The organism is Labrenzia sp. THAF187b (assembly GCF_009363375.1).
In the GTDB taxonomy this organism is placed as follows: Bacteria; Pseudomonadota; Alphaproteobacteria; order Rhizobiales; family Stappiaceae; genus Roseibium; species Roseibium algicola.
In genome coordinates this window covers 2,814,585-2,836,470 of record NZ_CP045344.1, presented here as the reverse complement: position 1 = coordinate 2,836,470, position 21,886 = coordinate 2,814,585, and the positions used below count along the sequence as shown (strand labels likewise).

General features: G+C 59.5%; 17 protein-coding genes. 4 read left to right on the top strand and 13 right to left on the bottom strand.

Annotation, left to right across the window (positions count from 1 at the left end; genetic code table 11):
* Positions 1-9 precede the first annotated feature (9 nt).
* The 3 genes from FIV03_RS12910 (at position 10) to FIV03_RS12900 (ending at position 2,126) form a co-directional block, all read left to right on the top strand.
* On the top strand, positions 10-846 hold the full coding sequence (locus tag FIV03_RS12910) for a hypothetical protein (protein WP_152509825.1): 837 nt from the start codon (positions 10-12) through the stop codon (positions 844-846).
* Positions 843-1,742, top strand: coding sequence for a hypothetical protein (locus tag FIV03_RS12905; protein WP_152509824.1), 900 nt, complete (start codon positions 843-845; stop codon positions 1,740-1,742). Before FIV03_RS12910 ends, FIV03_RS12905 begins: the two co-directional genes overlap by 4 nt.
* Positions 1,743-1,892: 150 nt before the next feature.
* Positions 1,893-2,126 carry a hypothetical protein gene (locus FIV03_RS12900; RefSeq protein WP_152509823.1) on the top strand — a complete coding sequence of 78 codons (234 nt, stop codon included), beginning with the start codon at positions 1,893-1,895 and terminating at the stop codon, positions 2,124-2,126.
* 149 nt (positions 2,127-2,275) lie between these two features.
* On the opposite strand, the gene FIV03_RS12895 is transcribed toward FIV03_RS12900, so the two are convergent.
* Positions 2,276-2,806, bottom strand: a complete 531-nt coding sequence (locus tag FIV03_RS12895; protein ID WP_152509822.1) for an ABZJ_00895 family protein — start codon at positions 2,804-2,806, stop codon at positions 2,276-2,278.
* A gap of 285 nt (positions 2,807-3,091) precedes the next feature.
* Here FIV03_RS12895 and galE point away from each other — a divergent pair, with 285 nt between their 5' ends.
* Positions 3,092-4,120, top strand: coding sequence for a UDP-glucose 4-epimerase GalE (gene galE, locus FIV03_RS12890; RefSeq protein ID WP_152509821.1), 1,029 nt, complete (start codon positions 3,092-3,094; stop codon positions 4,118-4,120).
* 76 nt (positions 4,121-4,196) lie between these two features.
* Here galE and FIV03_RS12885 read toward each other — a convergent pair whose 3' ends face one another.
* The 12 genes from FIV03_RS12885 to FIV03_RS12830 form a co-directional block, all read right to left on the bottom strand.
* Positions 4,197-5,006, bottom strand: a complete 810-nt coding sequence (locus FIV03_RS12885; protein ID WP_152509820.1) for a glycoside hydrolase family 16 protein — start codon at positions 5,004-5,006, stop codon at positions 4,197-4,199.
* Positions 5,007-5,021: 15 nt separating this feature from the next.
* Positions 5,022-6,365: a polysaccharide pyruvyl transferase family protein gene (locus FIV03_RS12880; RefSeq protein WP_062487535.1), complete on the bottom strand. Its 1,344-nt coding sequence runs from the start codon at positions 6,363-6,365 to the stop codon at positions 5,022-5,024.
* 41 nt (positions 6,366-6,406) lie between these two features.
* Positions 6,407-9,208, bottom strand: coding sequence for a glycosyltransferase (locus FIV03_RS12875; protein WP_152509819.1), 2,802 nt, complete (start codon positions 9,206-9,208; stop codon positions 6,407-6,409).
* A 6-nt stretch (positions 9,209-9,214) separates the two neighbouring features.
* A complete protein-coding gene (locus tag FIV03_RS12870; RefSeq protein WP_152509818.1) occupies positions 9,215-10,744 on the bottom strand; it encodes a DUF6212 domain-containing protein in 1,530 nt (509 codons plus the stop codon).
* Between the two features lie 234 nt (positions 10,745-10,978).
* On the bottom strand, positions 10,979-12,166 hold the full coding sequence (locus FIV03_RS12865; protein ID WP_173013833.1) for a polysaccharide pyruvyl transferase family protein: 1,188 nt from the start codon (positions 12,164-12,166) through the stop codon (positions 10,979-10,981).
* Between the two features lie 19 nt (positions 12,167-12,185).
* Positions 12,186-13,523, bottom strand: coding sequence for a glycosyltransferase family 4 protein (locus FIV03_RS12860; RefSeq protein ID WP_152509816.1), 1,338 nt, complete (start codon positions 13,521-13,523; stop codon positions 12,186-12,188).
* On the bottom strand, positions 13,520-15,781 hold the full coding sequence (locus FIV03_RS12855; RefSeq protein ID WP_152509815.1) for a hypothetical protein: 2,262 nt from the start codon (positions 15,779-15,781) through the stop codon (positions 13,520-13,522). Before FIV03_RS12855 ends, FIV03_RS12860 begins: the two co-directional genes overlap by 4 nt.
* 6 nt (positions 15,782-15,787) lie before the next feature.
* Positions 15,788-16,582, bottom strand: coding sequence for a hypothetical protein (locus tag FIV03_RS12850; RefSeq protein ID WP_152509814.1), 795 nt, complete (start codon positions 16,580-16,582; stop codon positions 15,788-15,790).
* 10 nt (positions 16,583-16,592) lie between these two features.
* The gene (locus tag FIV03_RS12845) at positions 16,593-17,849 is read right to left on the bottom strand and encodes a glycosyltransferase family 4 protein (RefSeq protein ID WP_152509813.1); all 1,257 of its coding nucleotides are present in this window, start codon (positions 17,847-17,849) and stop codon (positions 16,593-16,595) included.
* On the bottom strand, positions 17,849-18,688 hold the full coding sequence (locus FIV03_RS12840) for a class I SAM-dependent methyltransferase (RefSeq protein ID WP_152509812.1): 840 nt from the start codon (positions 18,686-18,688) through the stop codon (positions 17,849-17,851). Before FIV03_RS12840 ends, FIV03_RS12845 begins: the two co-directional genes overlap by 1 nt.
* Positions 18,685-20,895 (bottom strand): glycosyltransferase family 2 protein, encoded by a 2,211-nt coding sequence (locus FIV03_RS12835; protein ID WP_152509811.1) that lies wholly within the window; start codon positions 20,893-20,895, stop codon positions 18,685-18,687. Before FIV03_RS12835 ends, FIV03_RS12840 begins: the two co-directional genes overlap by 4 nt.
* A gap of 100 nt (positions 20,896-20,995) precedes the next feature.
* Positions 20,996-21,598, bottom strand: coding sequence for a calcium-binding protein (locus FIV03_RS12830; protein ID WP_152509810.1), 603 nt, complete (start codon positions 21,596-21,598; stop codon positions 20,996-20,998).
* Between the last annotated feature and the right edge of the window lie 288 nt (positions 21,599-21,886).

The following is a 21,886-nucleotide window of genomic DNA, read 5'->3' as shown; positions in this document are numbered from 1 at the left end:
GGAGGTGTGATGATGAAGACAGACAATCCATATCAACACTTGATCGAGGCCCTTACCCCACCTTCTGGCGAAATAGATTCATTCATCGAATTGGGCAGCATTCTGCGGTCACTCGATCCGCAACGCATAAACGGCCTGTTGCTGGATCTGCTGCACGTTGTGCGCGAACGCGGCAGCTTGCCGGCACAGCGGGAAGGCAACGTCTACCTGTGCCGGACCGATCAGTTCAGCCTGATGCTGCGCTTCAGTGGACAAGGTGGCCGGCAACCGGTCTACACCGCCAACGAGTTTGATGCCTTCGTGTTGAACCTGTCACCAAATGACGTGCACATACCGCGGCTGGAGTGCGGGCTGGATCGCAACAACCTTCATCAACGCCCGCCCAGCCTCAAGCGCCGGGAAAGCGACCTCGTGCTGAAGGCACATGACGTCTATGACGCCCCGGCGTTCGGCGACATCATCGACATTGCAGCCGCCACGCCGATTGCGCCGTTGTTGATCGTGCATTCCCCACCCCGGGCCCACAGCACCTGGACCTTCGACCGCGAGACACTGGAGCCACTGCAGCAGGTCAGTACCGATCTGCATGCCTCACGCATGCAGATGGTTCTCCAACTGCTTCAGGCCATGCAACAGATCGACGGACTTGAAGAACCACTGGCCAAAATGGTGCATTCGAACATGGCGGGATTTGCACGCTGGGATGCCTTGAAGCTGCTTCATCGCTGTGCGCCACAGCAGGCCCTCACCGCCTTGCACCAAATGGCGCACAGCGACCGCGATGCGTCGCTTCGCGAAGCGGCGCGAGCAACCCTTGCAAGAACGATGGACGGGGATGCGGCATGACCGAGACATATTTTCCCGAAGGGAAAGAAATCCTGACACTTGATCAGTTCGTTGAAAGGCTGGAGGCATCGGGCATTGTTCCGGATCTTCGCGCCTCCCGCTACACTCCGGAAGCAATGTCGCGCGTTGCCGAATGGATGGCTGCATTGGCACGCGATCCCGATGTGCTGCGCGGTCTGCTTGTCGATGGTCTGGCGGATTTTCTGAACTACCAGGTCGACAACGATTTCAAACCGTCAACCTTGATGCTGCACAAGGGCGACGGGTATTCCCTGCGTGCCGTCCTGTGGATGCCGCCAAGCCCTCAACATCCCCCCGAAATCTTTTCCTATTACGAAACCCATGATCACAGCTTCGATTTCTTCACGGTCGGCGCTTTCGGTCCCGGGTACCGCACCCAGTTGTATGACTACGAATACGAGAGCGTGCGCGGCGTCCCGGGAGAACTTGTTCCCTTAAGGTTTCAGGAGGAAACCGGGCTGCCGCCAGGCAAGGTGATGTACTATTACGGCAGCCGCGATATTCACACGCAGCTCCCGGCGCCCTCGATCTCCGCGTCGATCAACCTGCTCCTGCCCAAGACCTATCCGGCACACCGCCGGCAATACGAGATGACCCTGGAAGAAACGCCGGAAGGTGTCTTCGGCAAACTCATTGCCGGGAATGTCGATCGACAGGCGCAGGAGCGCGCCTTGTTCGAAACAGCAGCGGCAATGGGGGATACCGATCTTCATGAGGCCTTGCGCGACATTGCAAGACATCATGACACGCCGCAGGTGCGGGCACTGGCCTGGCAATCCCTGTTGCCCAACAGCAAGCATCTCGCCGAGGATGTCGGCCTGGTCCGCGACGATGGAGATCCCCATGTTCGCGCCGCCCTTTCGCAGTGGGTGTAGCGCGCTGAGATTTACCAGCCTGGCAATGTGGTGCCTGCGCCGCCTTGCCAGCAACCATCCGAAGCCGTGCAGGTTGGGAAGGATCAACTCCCTTTGGATCAGGTCGAAAAGTATGGTAATCGCCAGCCAAACAATATCGGGAATGCACCATTGAGCGAACTGACCGTAGCGGAAGCAACGAACCGCGTTTATGAATCCCTGCAGGCTGACAACGAAGATATCGACCTGCATATCGCTGCTCTCAAGGAAGCGTTGAAACGCGAGGGCCAGAAGGAAGCCGTTTTTGATCCGGCAAAGCTCGTCCAGAACAACCGCTCCGGACGCAAGCTCATGCAAGCCTACTTTCGCCAGCGCGGCGTGAAGGTCACCTTCGCGGCTGCCTGACACGAAGCTGCCATTGGGCTGCCTGCCTCACTGAACCCTGTATCGATGCTCCGGACGTCCGACCGGGTAATCTCCACTGGAGCCGCCGCCGCCTTGGTTTTCACCTGAAGGCGGCGGCGCCCTGCGAAGTCTCCAGACAGGTTTCCACCTCACTCGAAAACAGTACTGCTCTGTTCCTGCTTTCTCAGGTGGGCTTTCTCTGCATGTCGAGCACCGCTCGTAAACATGTACCGTTTCGCAACCAGGGAAATCGCGAACACAAAGATCAACAGCGGCACCACAATGACCATCAGGGAGCCGAGCCCGTGCGCAAGTTCGCCTTGCGAAAGAAGAAACCATACGAACACCCCGGCAATAGCTACCGAAATGGCCAGTTCAACAAGCGTCATCTGAAAAGCGGCCCGCCAGGCGAAACCGCTGTCGGGGATGATTTCGTACTTTTTGTAAAAGTGTCGCCCTGCGTCGCTTGAAGCGCCCAATACGGCACCAATCTGGTTCACCGAACCGCTCACGCTGAAGCCTGTTAGAGTTTCCAGAATGACACTGAAGATAGCCAGGGCGATCAACAGCCCTGTGAACACCAACGCAAATCTTACCAATCCAACACTTTTCTGCACAATAGCCCCCAGAACTTGAAAACACTTTTTTGATAGCACCGGGACAGGCAAAGCATGCCCCATGCGGTCCCGCCCCGGCATTCCATAGTGGAGAATTCCGGCGACGGCCGTCCGGCTTATAGAAGCTAAATCTTAAGTTGTAATTTCCAGAACCACTTGCATTGACGACAAAACCGCCAGGTAACACTTCAAAACGCCACGAAAATATGTTCATTTTGCCTCGATCTTGAGGCCTTATTTCAGCCCAACAAATACTGATGAATGCATGACATCGAACAACAATAATCGTTTGATATTCTGGGCTGAATTTCCTTTCCGTTTTCTCCGTCGAAGCCAAAAGAGGTTTGGATGACTGTACTCATTACCGGCGGTGCCGGTTATATCGGCTCGCATTGCTGCGTGGCTTTTCTTCAGGCCGGGCACGACATCGTTGTGGTGGACAACATGTCCAACGCGAGCCAGGTCAGTCTCGAGCGGGTAGCGGCCATCACCGGCGCGAAGGTATCTCTGGAAACAGCCGATATCCGGGATCAGTCGCGGATGGAGGAAATCCTCAAGCAGTACCGCTGTACGGCAGTGGTGCATTTTGCCGGCCTGAAAGCGGTTGGTGAATCCACCAGGATCCCCCTCGCCTATTACGACAACAACGTCGTGGGAACTCATCGCCTGCTGTCGGCGATGGCCAATTGCGGCGTGAAGCAAATGATCTTCTCGTCCTCGGCGACCGTTTATGGCGACCCGCAATTCCTGCCCCTGACCGAAGATCACCCGACGAGCGCGGTCAATCCCTACGGCCGCACCAAGCTGATGATAGAGGAAATGCTGCGCGATGTCGCTGCGAGCGACCCCTCCTGGCGCTTCGGCATCCTGCGCTATTTCAACCCGGTCGGCGCGCATGAAAGCGGGCTGGTGGGCGAAGATCCGCAAGGCATCCCGAACAATCTCATGCCGTTCATCACTCAGGTCGCGGACGGTCGCCGGGAGGAGCTTTCGGTCTTCGGCAACGACTATGACACGCCGGACGGTACCGGCATCCGCGACTACATCCATGTCATCGATCTGGTCGAAGGTCATCTTAGGGCACATGAAGTGCTCGGATCAGGCTCCGCCCCGTCGAATTGTTTTGCGGTCAACCTTGGCACCGGCAACGGCTACAGCGTGCTGGAGATGGTCAAGGCATTCGAGCGAGCCTCCAACAGACAGATCCGCTACTCCATCGCTCCCCGCCGGGAAGGCGATGTGGCGCAGTGTTTCGCGAACACGGAATTTGCGGAAAAACTGCTCAACTGGAAGGCCGAGCGCGGCCTTGAGGACATGTGCCGCGACACCTGGAACTGGGTCTGCAAGAACCCGCGCGGCTACGAAACCGTCGCCTGATCAACTCTGACGCCTGACATGTTTGAGCCGGCAAGCGGTCTTGCCGGCTCAATTCATTGGCAGATGCCACTCGTTTCTAGGCTGTAGTGTTCTGAAACACTCTCACGGTGCGGATGCTGGTTGCAGCTCCGGCAACGTCACCATCGTTCTTGCCGGCAAAGGGCGCGACCGCATTGCTGAGAAGTAACAGCGCTGGCGTGTGAGCGAAATCGTTGGGTGCGTCAAAGACCTCCATGTCGTCGACGTAGAATCGAAATCCCTGCCGGGTCCAGAGCATCCCATAGCGGTGAAAGGTGTCGTCCAGCCGAATATGCGCCCGGTAACTTGCGGCAAGCACCTTCTTTTCCGGGCGCCACCGGCGGGCTGAAACCTGAACGATGTTCGGATATTTGACTTCGGCCACATCCAGCTCGAAATGTGTGTCGCCCTCCGTCTCGCGGTCGGATATCAGCCAGAAGGCATTGTTGACACCGGCCTCGCGCGCGATGCGCATCTCGCACTCGAAATAGCCGTAGGTCTGGCGGAAGGTCCGGGTCCGAACGTAGCCTCCCGTGAAAGGCCGTTTCGGATCGGCCTGATGGCCGAGCTTGAGGTCGAGTTCGCCTTCCCGCATCACCACGTTTCTCGGGTAGCGCATGGTCGGATGACCGTCCCCTCCGATCCGCATGAGGTCCCAGGTTTGCTGAAACCGGTGGAGATCGTCGAAATCATCCTGGAAGGTCAACTGCCAGTCGCCGTCCATCCGCTGCAGAGGGGCAGGCAGGTCGTTCGAGGTCAGAGCCAGCAAGCTGCGGGGCGACGCAAGAAGCGCCGCACCCGCCATGCCACCGGCTGCCACGCCGGTCAGAAACCGGCGACGGCTCAACACAGGTCCGGGTCGTGTCATGATCCCGCGAACCGGTCAGCTCGCCAGTTTCGCGCCGGCGTCCGGCGATGTCTTCTCGCGAAGCTTCAACTCCAGGTTCCACGCACGGCTGCGCAAGGTCTCGATCTCACCGGTCATGAAATCGACCTCGCCCCGGAACCAGTCGGTTACTTCCTCGGTCGTCTGGTCGATCTTCACAAGGTTCGGCTTGACCAGAGGCTGCTCAGGCGGCGAGGCCACCGGTTTTGCGAGCACATGGTTGAGGCCGTTCTCGGTGAGGAAGCGATGGTACTCGGCATAATTCAGCCGGTAGACATGCTGAACCTTGGAGAAGTCGGCGCTCTCGAAGATCTTTTCCAGGTTGATCGGCATGTAGTCTTCGATCTCGACGGAAGGGATCGCGAACAGCGTCGACAATTCGCGAATGCGGGAATCGTAGGTGAAGAACACGGCGGGAATGCCCTGGTGCAGGCCGATGACGTTGCCGTGGAGGCGGAAGCCGACCAGAACATCGACATTGTCCCGCGCATCTGCCGCCCATTCATCAACGTCGAAGAATGCCTGCATCCGCTCGCTCATCAGCGCCTCGACATCCTTGTCGCCCTCCAGATTGTACTTTCCGAGGATCGAACGGATGTGCTTCTGCTTGGCTTCGCCGGTCTCGAAGATTGCCAGCGTTTCCTCGCGCTCGCCCTGGGAATAGAGACGATTGGCCGGCCGCTTGGCCACAGCCTCGATGAGCGCCCGTTGCATGCGGTTGGTCTTGGTGGCGTTGGACGCATAGTCGGCGGAAAGATACTTGTTCAGCGTCAGGCCGACACGAGCGTTGGCCGGATCCAGTGGCTTGATCTCGATGGATGGCCTCAGATTGCGGTAGAAGCTCGGGCAGCCGATGATCCGGATGTTCTTGATGCCGATGTCGTTGAAGACCTCGGCGCTGTAGACACCGCGTACGCCGATCGTTTCGCATTTGTCGGCGATGATCTTCCAGGCCTCGATGCTGCCTTTCGGCATTTCCAGCTTCTTGTATTTCGCCGCCTGGGCGCCGACACCCACCGGGACGATCGGTCCCTTGAGCTTCTTCAGGAGCGGAATGACATTGCCGATATCGACCGTCTCTGTGAGGTAGTTGGATCCGCGAATGACGGTGGCGTCATAATCGTCGGTCGGCCAGAGTTTTTCGTCGGCCGCATGGGCGAACTGCACGTTGGTGATCTGGTCGTAGGCAAGTGCCTTCAACATCGCGTCATAGACGAGAACGTCGCCTGTGTTGATCCCGCCGCGTGCAAAGGTCGACAGGGGATCATCGATTTTCAGGAATGCCGACTTGTTGCCCGGCTTGACGGCAGCGCCGCCGTTGAGAACGAAGAGCTTCTTCATGTGAACTGCACCTTTCAAAAATGTGGGCTCGGGCCCTTCGATTACCGGACGGACGTCTGACGTCCGCGTTGCTGCCAGAGCGTTGCTCCGTCAGCGGCACTCCCTCGGACGGTCGTTTCGGATGAACTGGAAATCTGCGCCACCGGCGCCTTGGTTCGGCGGATGCTTTGCAGGCGATCCGGGAACCAGTTGTGCAATTGCCGCAAGAACGGCTGCAGGCTCTTTTCCCAACTGCGCTCTGCACTGCGCTGCGACGCGTTGGCCGAAAGGGTTCGAAGCAGCCTTTCCGACTTTGCCAATGTTTCGAGCGCGGTGATCAGATCATGGGTCACCACGCCATCGTCGGAAGAGCGCAGCAACAGGCCGTCAACCTTGTTCTCGATCAGCTCGCTTACGGCCCCCACATCGGTGGCAACAGGCACACAGCCAAGACGTTGTGCCTCGATGATCGTGAGCGGCGCACCTTCCCATCTGGACGGCAACACGAAGGCATCGGCCCAGGCCAGCAAACGGCTGAGCCTGCGACTGTCATAGATCGGCGGATCGACGCGGATACCAAGTTCGGCAAACCGCTCCTTCCAGGAACCGCCCGCCCCGGCGTCCATGACGTCGGAACCGACGATGCGCCAGTCGATGTCGACACCCTTGCGCTTCAGGGCACGAGCCGCAGCAAAGATCCGCTCGATGCCTTTCTGCCTGTCCAGCCTGCCCAGGAACACGGCCCGCAGGCGACCATCGCGGTCTTGCTGACGGTTGTCCGACAGCCGTTTGGCCTCTTCCGGTGCCATCGGGTAACCGGCGGCATTCGGAATATGAAGCAGCTTGGCAACAGGCACGCCCATGCCGTGCAGCCACTCGGCCATGTCCCGCGAACAGGTCAGCACACTGTCGTAGATGTGCTCATAGGCAAGCGTCAGGTAGGGATGGCCAGCCGGACGGCCGAGTTCGGAACTGTCCAGCACATGCACGTAGTTGACGACCTTGACCCCGCGCCGGCGAAGTTCGCCGAAAATGGCATTGGCCGGGGCAAGCTGGTTGTTGATCACCACATCAAGGCCGGACAGGAACCCGAGAACCTGTTCGGCCCGCGCGTTTTCGTCATGCCCCATCAGTAACTCGTGGCCGGAGAACATGTTGGGACCACCCCACAGAGGATAGTCGTCGGCCAGAAAGTTGATGGTGTCGAACACCCCGTCGTTGTCGGAAATGTGGTTGTAGACCGGCTTTCCGAACACATAGAGGTGGACTTCGCACCCGGCTTTTTTCAGAACCCGGGCAGCCGCGTAGGCAACTTTCTCGACACCGCCGAACGTGGCGATCGGCAACAACAGACCGACCCTGAGGGGCGCGCCCTCACGGCCAAGACGCGGCATGATCGGGGCTGCCCCCGCACTGTGCCGCAGCAGCTCGAAATACTTGCTGCGGTTCGGGAAATAGGCAGAACGCCAGATCCAGCGTTCGTCGGGCCCGTGGCGATAGCCGGACTCGCGCAAGGCCCCCAGCGTAGCCAGAAGGCTGTTGGTGGCAGACAGGGCGGTGCCCTGAATGTCTTCCGCCGAGAACGGCCCACGCACGACGACTTCGGCTATCTTCGGTGCCGGATTGGCACCTCTCAATGTCCGGATCCAGTCGTCGGACTTGTCCTCGACACATTGCTTCATGATGTCGAGCGAACACATCCAGCCAAGCGGCTTCTTGGCAAGCTCCTTGCCTTCGCCCAGCTCGTTCACCTCGATCGCCAGTCGGTCCTTGTCGCTTTCGAACCGAAGCGCGACAAAATGATGGGACGCCGACAGGCGCTCGGTCAGCCACAAGACGTTGTGCAGCAGACCGCAGCTTTTCAGCGCTTCCCTGTGTGCCGGCGACATCCACAGCCAGAACGGAGGCACACCGTAGGTTTCCGGTTCGGCCTGCGCTGCCCAGAAGGTCTTCACGAATTCCTCGATGCTGCGCTTCTTGTGCGCAACGACAGGATCGGTGAAGAGATCGACCAGGTAGGTATCTGCTCCGAATGCAACGAACCGCGGCGCTTCCTCGTGCTCCCAGCCAAGCAGCGTCTCGGTGGAGAACAGCTTCTTGTGCTTGTCCTTGATGTATCCAAGGATGCTGTCACGGGTTCGGTTGGAATCGCGCAACATGCTTTCGGCGCGCTGGCGGTACTCGAAGCCGAAGAAGGGATAGTTCGCTCCCTTGAAGCCGTGAGAAATCGCCTGCAGCCAGAAATCCCAATCCTCGAAGCCGGACTTCATGCTTTCGTCGAAACGAACCCCGGCGTCGAGGAGGGATCTGGAGACCAGGCTGCCGGCCTCGCAGATATTGTCGAAGGTAACGTGCAGAAGGCGCGAATATTCCGCCGTATAGTTGCCGTTCCACTCGATCCCGAACTTGTCGATATTGGGATAGACCCAATCCACACCGTCACTGGATTTCATGAAGTCGAGAAGAACGCGGATCGCCGAAGGGGTGATCCGGTTGTCGGCATCCAGGAAATAGACAGCTTCCAGATCGGAGAAGCTGCGCAGGGCAAAGTCGATGCCGTAGTTGCGCGCAGAACTCAGACCGCCGTTGGCCTTCCGCAGGTAATAGACATTGTCGTAGGCGAGCGCATAGGCCCGGCCCGTTTGCCCCGTTTCGGGAAAGGGACAACCATCGTCAACGATCACGACCGCGATGTTGAACGGCGCCTGCTGGGCCAATGCCGCGTCGATGGCCTCGGTCAGAAGGACCGAGTGCTTGTAGACCGGAATGACAATGGCGACCGTGGCCGAGGCCGTGCCGGAACCGCCGAACTGTGCGTAACGCACATTCGGCAAGCCCGGTCTTGAACCAGTGTGCTGGAGCATGCCGGCCTACCCGCTCACGACAGCGCGGAAGTTGGCGAATTTCGCCCAGGCAAAATCGTTACCGGTCGCTTCGTTCATCCTTGTGGCAAAATAGACATTCTGCCAGACCCCGATCCGTTCACCTGCAAAGGCGCTCAGATGTGCCGTCTCGCCGTAGCTAACGGTTTTCCAGCCGGAAAACGCCTCGCCGACCGACTGTTCACGTTCTTCCTTGAAGAGCGCCTTGGCCGCGCCAAGGTCCTTGGCAACCACAATGGCGAAATCGATATCGGCGGCGCGGCTGTTGTCGATGAACGCCTTGGCGGACATGCGGATCACCTGCGGCGGACAAGCTGCCGGAAGTTGCCCGATGGTCATGCCTTCCGCAGGCGGGTGACAGCCGATGGCCCGTTCCGTCGGCAACGGCATGATCGCTTCGAAATCGAAGGACACCTCATCGGAATTGGCAAGGCTTGCGTGCTCCAGGATGCCCGGGGCGATCGGCATGTCGCGGAAGCCTTCGTCCAGGTTCACCTGTTGCGACTGAGCCGGAATGTAGTTGGCATGCGGCGGCATGGAAACACCCGGAATGCCACCCCACACCTGAAGGGCGAGGCTGTTCTTGAGGACCGACAAGCCGTTGGCGGCATCGCGCACATGGAACATTTCGACCGGCTGCAGACCACCGACGGACAGAAGCGGTACCTCGTCCTCGGTCTCTTCAACCTGCATGCGGAATTCCAGCGTTCTGCGCAGGCCCGCAGTCGAGCGCGACAGGCCGAAGATGTTCCAACCCGTGGACAGATCGCCACTGGAGAAATGCCAGGTATCGACGATCCTCTGGTCCTCCAGCGTCATCAACTGGGCACGCAGCTTGATGTCGGGACGGCTGCCGGTTTGTTCGACATGCACCGCCACTCCGCTGACACCCGAACTCGGCACCGGCAGGATCTGACTGACACCATCGACAGACGCACTTGCCAGCACATTCGGATTGAGCGGATTTTCGGCCGGTTCGTTGCTGAACAGGAGATCCAGCGGCTGCAGACCATGCCGGTTGAGGAACGCTTCAAGTGCGGCAAACCGGTTCTGCAGGTCGTCGTTCAGGCTGCGAAGTGTCTTCAGTTCCTTGCTGGACAGAACCAGGCGCCGCGCACCCGACTTCACATGATCGGCAACCAGCCCGACCATCGAGGAAACAGCCTCCACTTCACCGCCACGACCCCAACCGATAACCGGTGGCAACTGAACCACACCGCGTTGCTGCATCCATTTGTGCAGTTCGTCCTTTGCATCCATTGCAGCCGGATCCACGATCACGGCCAGTGGCAGAAGCGGCGCTTCCGACACCTGGTAACGGCCGGCGCTCTCGTCGGAAAACAGGGCGTAGTCGTCCTCGACACCCTCGAACCAGACCGTCTTGACCGCCTCGAGCAACGGCCCGGGAATGTCCTGCCTTGATACGCCCACGACGATCAAGGTCAGCTCCTTCAGCAGCAGCATCTCACGCGTAGCGTTGTGAACGGGAAACGTGTCTTGTGTAGCCACGACTGTCATGCAAGCCCCCATCTGAACTGTGAAGCGTCCCCCTGCCGGAGATCCGCTTGCTCAACTAATATACATGCACAAGATTTATGTTTGTTTGTGACAATAATGCGGCGCAACATAGAATTATGTAAATATATTTATCTACTTATTGCTTTTCACAAAATATAGATGAATTTCTATCGCAATATTACTCAAATAATACGAATAAAATACTTCAAAATTCGAAATGATATTCTTATCAAATCACATGAGAGCCACCACCTTCCGCTGCCGCACCGGCGCACGCTCCCGCATGACATGCGGCACATTGTTTTCGCTCAGGAAGTCACCCATGGCGTAATAGGTGGCCTCATAGGCCCGGTTGAACCGGTCAAAGAGGCCCTGATCCCAATAGTCGCTCAGGCGGAACACCTTCTCGCTGAAGACGTCGAAGCTCGGGATTCGGAACGTCTCCGCAAATTCGCGCGTGCGGCTGTCGTAGGTGAAATAAAGCGCCGGGACGCCATTGGCCAAAGCCATCAGGTTGCCATGGAGGCGATAGCCGAGCACCAGGTCGCAGGCTTTGACGCAGGCATCATAGTCCGCAACAACGTCGGAATAGAACATGGAGTTGCGGTAGAGGCACTCGATGTCGTCGTCCAGATACCACTCGCCAACCCAGGCATTCTCCCGAAGCGAGGAAATCGCCTGGTCCTTTTGCGCAGGCGTTCCAAGTACCAGCTTCTTTTCCTCCAGCTCGCCCTGCGCCATCAGAACGGTATCGAAGCGGGCCGCAACCGACTTGATCAGGTCGCGATGGAACGAGAGATACTGCCGGATATCCCTGGCGTATGCCGGCGACACTTCGCGCCGCACGGTCAGGCCGACTTTCCGGATGCGGTCGATCTCGGGCAGCGTGATCCTCAGACCGGGGTCGTTGTGACGAAATGCCGTCGGGCAACCGATGATTCGCGTGTTGGAAATTCCGATGTCTTCCAGCACCTCGGCGGTGTAGGCACCGCGAACGCCGACAGATGTCGTCGAACCTGCAATCAGGCGCAGGACATTCTTCGTGGCATCCGACAGCACAAGCTTGCCGTCGACCGGCGCCTGGGCACCAATCCCGAAAGCCAGAACCGGAAGCCCGAGCCGGCGCAGCACCTGCTCCGCCATTTCCCAATCCATCTCGCCGTGAATGTAGTTCGACCCGCGCAACACGACATAGTCGAATTCGTCCCGCAACCGGTCGACTTCCGCCGGGTTGAATTCGCGGATCGTCAGGGTTTCGAGCCTGTCGTACTTCAGCAGTTTCAGCGAGGAATCGAAAACGAAGGCATCGCCGATATTGTGATAGTGGTTCAGGTTGCGCTGAATGTCCTGATGGCTGTACCAGCGGACATTGTTGTGATCGTAGACTTCGCCGGACGGTATCATCACCAGAACGCGTGTCATTCCATATTCCTTTGTCTTCTCAGGCGCTTTGCTTGAGGGCACCGGGACGAGACGCGAGGCCGCCATCTAGAACCTCGCGATAAAGGGTCACGTGCTCGCCGGCACTTTCGAGATGCGTTTTGGGTGGTCTGATGCCCGTCCGCAGACGCTGCCACAGACCCGGATCGCGCAAGGCCTCGGCCATGCGGTCCGCCAGGTCTTCCGGGCTTGCCGGCCGGGCATGCAGTCCATCGACCTTGTCGCGAACCTTTTCGGCCATGCCACCGATGCCGCTGCAGATAACCGGTCGCCCATGGAAGAACGCTTCCTGAATGATCACAGGTGAGTTCTCCCACCAGACGGACGGCATCATCACCCAGTCCGTTTGCCGGATCAGCGACGGCATATCCTTGTTCTGGTAGCTGCCGGCGAAACGCACGCGCGATCCGGCCGCTTCCAGAAGCTCTGAAATTCGACTGCGAAACGCTTCGGGCTGACGTTCAAGATTGCCGCCATGAATGGTCAGCGTGGCATCTTCCCCCCAGATGCTTTCGGGAACTCGCTGGACTGCATCCAGAAGTACATCCACCCCCTTGTAGGGCGTCATCTGGCCGAAGAACGCAAAACGGTTCCGCCGGCCACCGGCTGCCACGGAGCGCTGCGCCGCCTGCTCGCTCACGTTCAGGCCGTTTTCGATTACGGTCATCTTGTCCGCCGGCAGCCCCCAGGCGACATAGCGGTCCGCCAGGAAACGGCTGGGCGAGATATAGCCATCGGCAAGCCCGAGCATGGACTTGATGAACTGCCGCCGGCGCAGGAAACTGGCCGGCGAAATCTCCGGAAAGCAGCCGTTGCAGGCAATCGGCGTGGCCGCCTCGCAGAGTTTGTGGCCACCTGCTTTGACCATTTGCCCATGATGATGGCAGATGGACAGGAACTCGTGGAAAGTCACCAGAATGGTGGCGTCCGGCAAGGCGTCGCGCACCGTGTAGAGTGTCTCTAGCCCGAAGCCGATGAAATGATGGAAATGCACCACGTCCGGACGCAGGGTGCGCACAAACCGCCGCAGGTCCCTGTGCAGGTCTCCGGTGTTGCGGTTGGATACCAGGAACGGATCGTAGTCGTCGGCGTGAAAAAGCAGCTCGTCATCGGCGTCATCGACCCCCATCAACGCGGACTGGCCGTGCCGCGGATAGCCGTCACCAACCCGCGCCAGGAAGAACGATTGTGTTCCCGGCAGGGCCTTCAGACCCTGGTGCAGATTGTAGGAAGCCACTTCCGCGCCGCCGAGTGACAGTGTCGGATGGCCGTGAGAAATGACGAGCACGCGCAGCGCCGCGGCCTTGGAAGGTGTTCTTTCCTCGTGAACAGCCGTCATCGGATATCCTCTGCCAGGTCAGCAAGAAATGGAGACCAGGTTCGCTCGAAACTGCGGCGATCGAGTTCGGAAACCAGTTTTTTCCAGGATCGCTCTCCCGGGCGACCGTCCTCGGCGTGGATCATCTCCACCTGAGGCACCCAGAGCGAACCGATGCCCGACAGTTTCAGCCGCAGGGCGGCATCGAGCCCTTTCTCGTCCGTGCCAAGATACTTCCTTGAAAAGCCCCCCGCTTCCGCAAGGGCCGACCTCGGCAGCACACAGCAATCAAACGGTGCCGCGGCAACAGGGCTGACATCCGCGCCATGAAGTGTCCGGCGCGGGTAACCGAGATAATGTTGCTTCAACAGAAAGCGGCCGTCTTCCGGCTCGATCCAGGCGCCGCCCCATCTGATGGTTTCGTCTTCATAGAGCAGCGTGGGGGCTGCAATACAGGTAGCATCCTGTGCCTGAAACGCCGCAAGCAGCGGCTCCAGCCAGCCCGGACCGCGCGGCAACACACCCGAAGACAGGCAAACAACCGTCTCCGCCGGTGAGGCCTCGACGCCCGCCTGAAGCGCATCGAGCGCGTCCTCGACGTGGTCCGCCAGCACCAGGCGGACGGCGAGACCGTAGAAACCGGCAAGTTGCCTGAAGTCTTCAACCTGCTCCAGCGCATCATCCTGCGAGGCAACCAGGACCACCGGCGCGCTCCGCAGCAGCGGATCAAGCGCACACAGCGACAGCAGGACACGTGACTTCTCGAAATTTCCGTCGAGACCGATCACAAGGGCGAAAGCGGCGTTTTCATCCACGGCCCCGAAGTCGATCGTCTCGACGATGACTGGTTCGGGCGCATCATTGGCCTGCAACACCGGCAGAAGATGGCGCTCCAGAAAGTCAGGACGGAATGCCGTTGCCGGATCCAGCCCGGAAAGAAGTCGCCTTAGCGCGGAACGCGGCGAAGCCCTGCCAAGGGCCAGCGGAGCAAAGGCGGACCTGCCATCTTTCAGCACGATCTCCAGATACGTACCCTCGGTGCCGGACATTTCCTCGGCAGGTACATGAACAAGGAACCCGTGCCGTTGCAGTGCATCCGGCCCGTTCAGAAAGGGTGACAATGTTTCGAAAGCGCTTGTCACGTCGGGCCGCAGCTGCGTCGTCCAGCGCGTGTCGAGGCGACAACTCATGCAACCCGAACGCAGGAAGACCGACTCGACACGGTCTTCCGGATTAAGCAGCCAGCCCGACAACAGGACGCCGGCCCGATCCAGTGAAGCGCTGAAATCGATACCGACACGAACCGGGACGTCGAGCTCGCTAACCGTTTCCCGGCCATCGAACCGCCGGCCCGCCAGCTCCAGCCGGGCCCTGCCGTCACCCGCGGGGGAGAGCTTCGGCAGAAGGGCCCGTATGTGGGAGGGAAGAGCCCGGGCCGGCGGCATCGTCCTGTGTTCATGAACTTCGACCACGCTCCATCCGGCGCGGCCACGGAAGAAAACCTTGCGAAGTTGCGCGGTATCAAGACCGCCCTCAACCTCGAGCAAACCGGCAAAACCATGCGCCTTGCCACCGGTGTCCTTGCGCTCGAAAAGACTTCCGGCCAGCTGACCGAGTTTCAATGCGCCGTCGAAAACAAACACCCGGCTGGTACCCACCGGCATGCCCTTGGCCCACCCCTGGAGGTAGATATCTCCGGCGTCGAAGACACCCAGAACCTCGATGAAACCGTCGCGTCCCGCGACAGCATCGACAAGTCTGGCGGCTGTCTGCATTGTCTGAGGTGTGGTTCCCGCGCCAAGCAATGCCTGGACCAGGCCGTCAACGATATCGGGCACCGATTGAGGTGATAGCTCACCGACACTGTTGAGGAAGCTCTTGAGATCTTCTGCCTGATGCCTGAGGCCATAGGGGTAGGCATGCCCCTGGCTGCGGATCGTCACCCGGTCAGGCCGGGAGGCAGAACCTGGCACCGGAGACAGGATTGCGATGAACGGACGCTTTTTTCCCGAAAGGCCGTTTCCGGCTGGCAGCACCGTCACCGAGCAGGGCACGACCATCTTCGGGTCTTCGTTGAGGATAGCCGGCACTCCGCCGGCAAAGGCTTCCCCCACCCCGGCGATCAACAGCGTTTCGCGGTCGAGGTTGACGTAAAGAACCGAATGACCGTCGAGCGGAACCTGCGCCCCTGCGCTCCCCTGCGCCTTCAGCGCAGGTGCCTGCCGCTCTGCTCTCGCGGGCAGCTTCTTCACGCCTTCCAGGGTGACGACAGGCTCCATCGTTCCTTACCTCCAGAGACCGCCCGCGGCGGCAAACAGCATGCCCCCGACAAACCCGAGAAGGATCGCCAGCAGCAGGATATGAACCTTGAGGTTGTTGCGGCTCTTTTCTCCAAGGACCTTCAACCGGTCATCGAAACCCTTCAGCGTCGTATCGAAACGCAGCAGAAAGACTTCCAGTTCCTTGACCTTCTGGGAGAGGTCGCCCTGGCCGTTTTTCAGAAGGGACATGGCCTCGCCAAGTTCGCCTTCGTTCGATGCCAGCGCATCGATCCGCTTTACCGTCTCGCGCAAGACCGCCGTTGCATCACGCTGGCCAACAGCGCTTTGGCGCTGCGCCACGATCAGCCGGTCGACTTTCTCCATCACCACAGCCAGAGGCATGGCGACGGCAGCTTCCGCAGCGCGTTCTTCTGCGCTCGGGCGCGGCAGCTTCAGTTGCGCTTCCCCCTTGGGGGTTTCCGCCACAACAGTCAGACCGCCAGGTGCTGCGGCAACGGCCTGGGGCAACTCGATGTCGAACGCATAATGACCGTCACCGATGCCGTTGCGCTTCAAGTCGATGCGCTGGGTTTCGGCAACCTTGCTGAGAACTCGCTCACCGTCGTGGAAGACGTGGATGGTCATGCGGTCGCTCGGGCTCGACGCATCCCAGGCCCAGCCGAGCAGCCGGCCGTTTTCAAATGCATCGACACGCCCCTGAAGCCGCGCGGAAACGGCTTGTTCCCTGGCCTCCGCAACAGCTTGCGGCGGCTTGGCGTCCGATCCGGGCTTTACCTGTTCAAGAGGGGTTACACTCATTCCGTTTTCCTCAGGCAGCAGGTTCACGCGCCGCGGTTTGCCGGTCGGCAAACAGGCGCAGATATTGTTCGGCAACAGCGCTGACGGACGGCGGCTTGCGGATGTTGGCTGCAAGTTTCCGGTACTGCGCGGCATCTCCGGCAGCTGTCGCCATCGCGATTGCCAGGCCGACCGGATCGTTCTTGCGCACATGCAGGCCATCGACGCCGTCCCTGACAGCCTCGGCCATGCCGCCGACACCGCTGGTGATTACCGGCCGTCCGTGCTGCTGTGCCTCGGAAATGACCAGTGGTGCGTTTTCCCACCACAGAGAAGGCACGACGACCCAGTCCACGGGCGCCATGAGACCGGCGACATCATCAGGTTTGTAAGCCCCCAGGCGCTGCACTCTGGGTGCGGTTTCCTCGAACAGCTTTTCGATGCGTTTGACGAATTCCTGGTTCTGGAAGGGAGCACCGCCATGAACCCGCAGCTCGAATTCCATGTCCTTTTCCACCAACAGCTTTGCCGCCTGCAGCAGAACCTCGACGCCCTTCCAGGGGGTCAGGTTTCCGAAATAGCCGAACACGGTTTTGGGCGTGTCGTCAGCCGACCGGCTCTTGGCCAGCGCTGCGTCCGGCCTGCCATTTCGAATGATCCTGATTTTCTCCGAGGGCAGGCCCCAGCGCACATAGACGTCACGCAGAAACGCGCTTGGAGATACGAACTCGTCGACGGCTTCCAGATGCGTCTTGATGAACCGCTCGCGCAGACGCATGTCGTTCGGCTTTGCTTCGGGCAGGCATTTGCACAGTCCTCCCGCCCCAAGCGCAGCACAGGCTTCGTCCGGGCTTTTCATCAGAACGCCGTCGTTGGCGCAGATCGCGTAATAGTCGTGCAGCGTCATAACGATGCGCACGTCGGGCAGCACCCGGCGGATTAGAACCGGCAGTTCGACACCGAACAGCAGCAGATGGTGGATATGGACCACATCCGGCCGGAAGCTTTCCAGCAGTGTCCGCATGTCCGGCACAAAGGCTTGCAGATCGATCTGGCTCATGTTGAACCGGTCGAAATGACCGGCCCACATCAGCAACTCGTCACCGCTGTCGCTGATCGCCTGAAAGCTGGTACCCGGATGCGGCTCGCGGTGCAGGTGGTTGGTCGCACCGACAAACAGCGACTGGTGCCCGGCCTTGCGATAGGCCCTGGCCAGGTCAAGCGCGACGGTCTCCGTTCCACCGGGGTGAAGGTCCGGATGATTATGTGCAAAGACAAGGATCCGCATCAGGACACCCCCCGCGACGTTTTCACGGCAACGAAAAAGTCCTGGTAATGCGGAGCCCCGTTGCCGCCACGCCAGTGCCCGAACCGCTTCAGGGCGATTTCGTATCCGGCTGTCTCCAACGCCCTGTCGAGGAAACCATCATCGAAGGCGACCGCTGCGAGCGGCGCTTGCGGGTTGCCGTACCAGGCAGGCCCTTCGCCGTCGCGTCGGAACGCGACACGCGGGATCAAGCCTTCCCCGCGGTCCGGCGCAATCACGAAAGCCGACAGAAACAGCCTGCCTCCCAGCTCCATGAGGCGCGAGATTTCGCGGAAATAGGGCAGGATCTCTTCCGATGGCAGATGTGTGACCACCGAGGTCATGATGGCGAAATCGAACGAGCCGTTGGCGAACGGCAGGGCGATCTCCGTGCCGCGGATATAGCCGTCGGGATTGTAGAGAGCGTTGGCGATATCGAGATGCATGAACCGGAAATTGGGATAGACCGACCCGATGTTGCGCGTGCACCATTGAATGCCCGCCGATGCCGGATCGATACCCACATACCGGGCGGTGTCCGGATCCAGATACTGGGTCAGGGGCACTGCCATCCGGCCAATGCCGCAACCGACATCAAGCACCCGCTCATGCGCGCGCAAGCCCCCAAGGTCGATAAAGTGGCCCAGAAACTCCGTGCCGATGGCAAGATAGTCACCATCTCCGACGAAGTTGTCCTCGCTCGGGGGAACCGGCAGGAACCTGTTACGGCCGATGTAACCTTGCAGGTCTGCAATCCGCTCACTGCCGAGTGGGGATGTGACCAGACTGGTGGCATCCTTGATGAGAACCGGCGAATTCATGCACTCAGCCCTTTTTCACGCCGCTCCGCAGCTTCCATCAGGGCAACGATGTCGTCCTGCCAGCGGGACTGGTGGAGCCAGCGATTGTATTGAGAGGCGACACCGCGCGTGTAGTCTTCGTTCTTGCGAATGGAAACACGCTCGAAGTGGTAGAGTTCGACGTCGCCCAGATAGTAGATCTTGCGATTCAACTTGCGGAGTTTCAGGCACAGGTCGCTGTCTTCGTAGTCACCGACGATGAAGTCCGTCGTGAACCCTCCCACCGTCTCGAAATCGGCTTTCGACAGAACGAGGCAAGCACCGGTTACCCCCGGCACCTCGCGGGAGGTGCTGGCTTCCGGAAACTGACGCGGGAAGCCCTTGTAGTAGTGATGGTTGAACCAGCGGCCCTTGTCGTCCTGGATAAACTTCAATCCGGCATGCTGAATGGCGTTGTCTGCATAGAGCAGCTTGCCACCTACAGCCGCGACCCGCTCGTCCATCATCAGGCTGGCACACAGCTGTTCGAGCCAGCCGGCCTCGACCGGCACGACATCGGAATTGATCATCGCCAGATAGCGCCCGCGCGCCGCTTCCGCACCTGCATTGCAGGCAAGCGCATAGCCGCCGTTACGTTCCATCACGACGAGTCGAACGGGAAGGCCATAAAGAAGATGGAACCCGGCGAGCAGGTCCTCCACATGGGTTACCTGCTCGGGAGAGTCGAGCACGAAAATCACCTCGGCGTTCTCCGCCAGCCAGCTGTCGGCGGAAAACGCCGCAAGCTGCGCCTTGATGAACTCGAACACCTTGTAAAGCGGGATCACGATCGACACGGTCGGATCGGCAAGCGGTTTGCCGAACAGAACTTCGGACGGTTCACCGACGGATTGCCGGAAACGCGACTGGATATCGGACAAGACATTCGACAGACAGGTCGCCAGAACCTCGTCGCTCGCATGGCGCGGTGTCACGACGGAAAGCGCCTTCGCCCTCGTGTCGGGGATGTCACCCGGCTGCGGTGGCGGCACCAGCAGTTCCCGCTCACCCGATGCCAAACGGACTTCGAACCGGGGCTGCAGATTGTGTTGAAGCGCCCTGCCGACCGGTGCAAACGCGACAAAACGCTTTATCGCGTAACCGCCCTGGGTTTCCGGCAGAACGCCATCGAACGTGTGTAGCTCAAGCGCAACCGGACCGGCGTCACCGGCAAGAATATCGAGCCCCTGATAGACACGGGCAGGATCGCGCAGCCAGCCACCGACCAGGACACCGGCTTCGCAGGCGACAGCTGTTTCCACCGCACAGAAGGAGCCCGTCTCTGACAGCAAACCATGACGGCGCGCCGGCAAGGGATCGCTCACCTGCAGGTCCCTTATGGCTGCACGCGCCTCATCGGATTTGGCGCCGACGTCCGACACCAGGTAGTCCCGCACTTCCGGCAGCTTGCGCGAATTGGTAGCCCACCATGCACCGACGGTGCGCTTCACGTTGTCCGTCGCCAGTTTCCGGATCGCCAGACCCCAGCTTCCGGACAGCACCAGAAAACCGTTGGCAGGCGGCTGCGGCATGTCGACCGCACCGATGAACAATCTGCTCTTGCCGCCGTTGTAGGGCGTGTTGCACGTTCCGCTGTCCAGCCGCAGAACACCCGTATCACCGATCACGACCGCCGTTTTGATGTCGGTGCTGTCGCTGTTGATGAGGGTTTCCAGCAACCGGACGGAACCGATGCTCGCGACGGCATCCACAACCGGTGGCGCATCATTGACGGAGCGCAGCAGCTCTCTTGCAAAATTGACGAAACTGCGGGAACGCCCCAGCCGGAACATGCCGGACCAGGCGCTCAGGAAAGTCGTGACGAAAACGGCGCAGGCGGCCTGACTGAGCCCGTTGGTAATGGCAAAGGCATCGGCGGCAGGACCAGGCTTTGCGGCGTCGACAGAAAGCGTCGCCTCGGACCCGACCGCGCCGGCGCTCAACTTCAGACTAAGCCTGGTTTTTTCCTTCAGCGAAACAGCCCATACGACACGCGACCGGCCATCAAGCCGGTTCAGCCGGACACTCGCAATGGAGCCGAAGGACTGACCGCCCTGCTCCACAAGCCGGGGCGCAGCATTTACCTGATGCGCCGGATCCCAGACAAGAAGAAGAACCTCCGGCGTAAGTTGGAAGTAATGCGGGGACTCAAAGTCCGCCTCGGCGTATTTGCCCAGGGTCTCGAGCATCTTTGTCCATCACTGTTTTAAGACCTGAGTTGCGGACGGCCACAGGCCAAAGGCCGGTACCCGGGCACACGGGACGACCGCGTGCCCGGGTGCGGGATCATCAGGAAACGACGATGTAGCCGTCAGGATTGTCCTGAAGATCGTCGGCATCGACGTTGTTGAGCGTGACGGTATCGCCGTTGCCGAGATCGATGACCGTGTTGTTGCCGACCTGGGTCGCCCGTGCGGCGACATCGGCAGCAGAGGAAACACCGGTATCGTTGATGTTGCTCGAGATCTGCACCAGATCGCCGACCTGGAAATCCATGACGATGTCGTTGCCGCCACCGCCGGAGAACACGAAGACATCGTGGTCGCCGCCACCGAACATCAGATCGTTGCCGGCACCGCCGTCAATGATGTCGGTTCCTTCGCCACCGAAAATGATGTCGCCGCCGGCACCGCCTTCGATGTAGTCGGAGCCCGCTCCGCCGAAGATGGTATCGCTGCCTTCACCACCAAGAATGACGTCTTCGCCACCTTGCCCGAAAATTTTGTCGGCACCCTCTCCGCCGACGATCAGATCTCCACCTTGGCCGCCGAAGAGGAAGTCGTCCCCTTCATTGCCGAGCAGAACATCCGATGAGCCCAATCCGAATATGAAATCCTGAGCATTTGTACCTTGCAGGAAATCCTGAAAAGCACTGCCTTCAATCGTGGCCATGTAGCTAACTCCTGAAGTTCGCCTCGTTACATTTGACGCCCCGCGAACCGCGGCACACCGCACTGCACAAACCCCGTATTTTCGCAGCGCGAGAAGTACAATACACAATTACTAATCTCTTCAAAGGGACGAATAGTGAAAAAAATAAGGCAATATTTTGAAGGAGATAAACTAATTCTACTTTTCATTTAATAGTAGTTCGAAAATACAATTCCTTTACGTTTATTTTATTTCGAAATTCAAAACAAAATCATTGAAACCACATGATCCCCCATAGATTGAAATCCA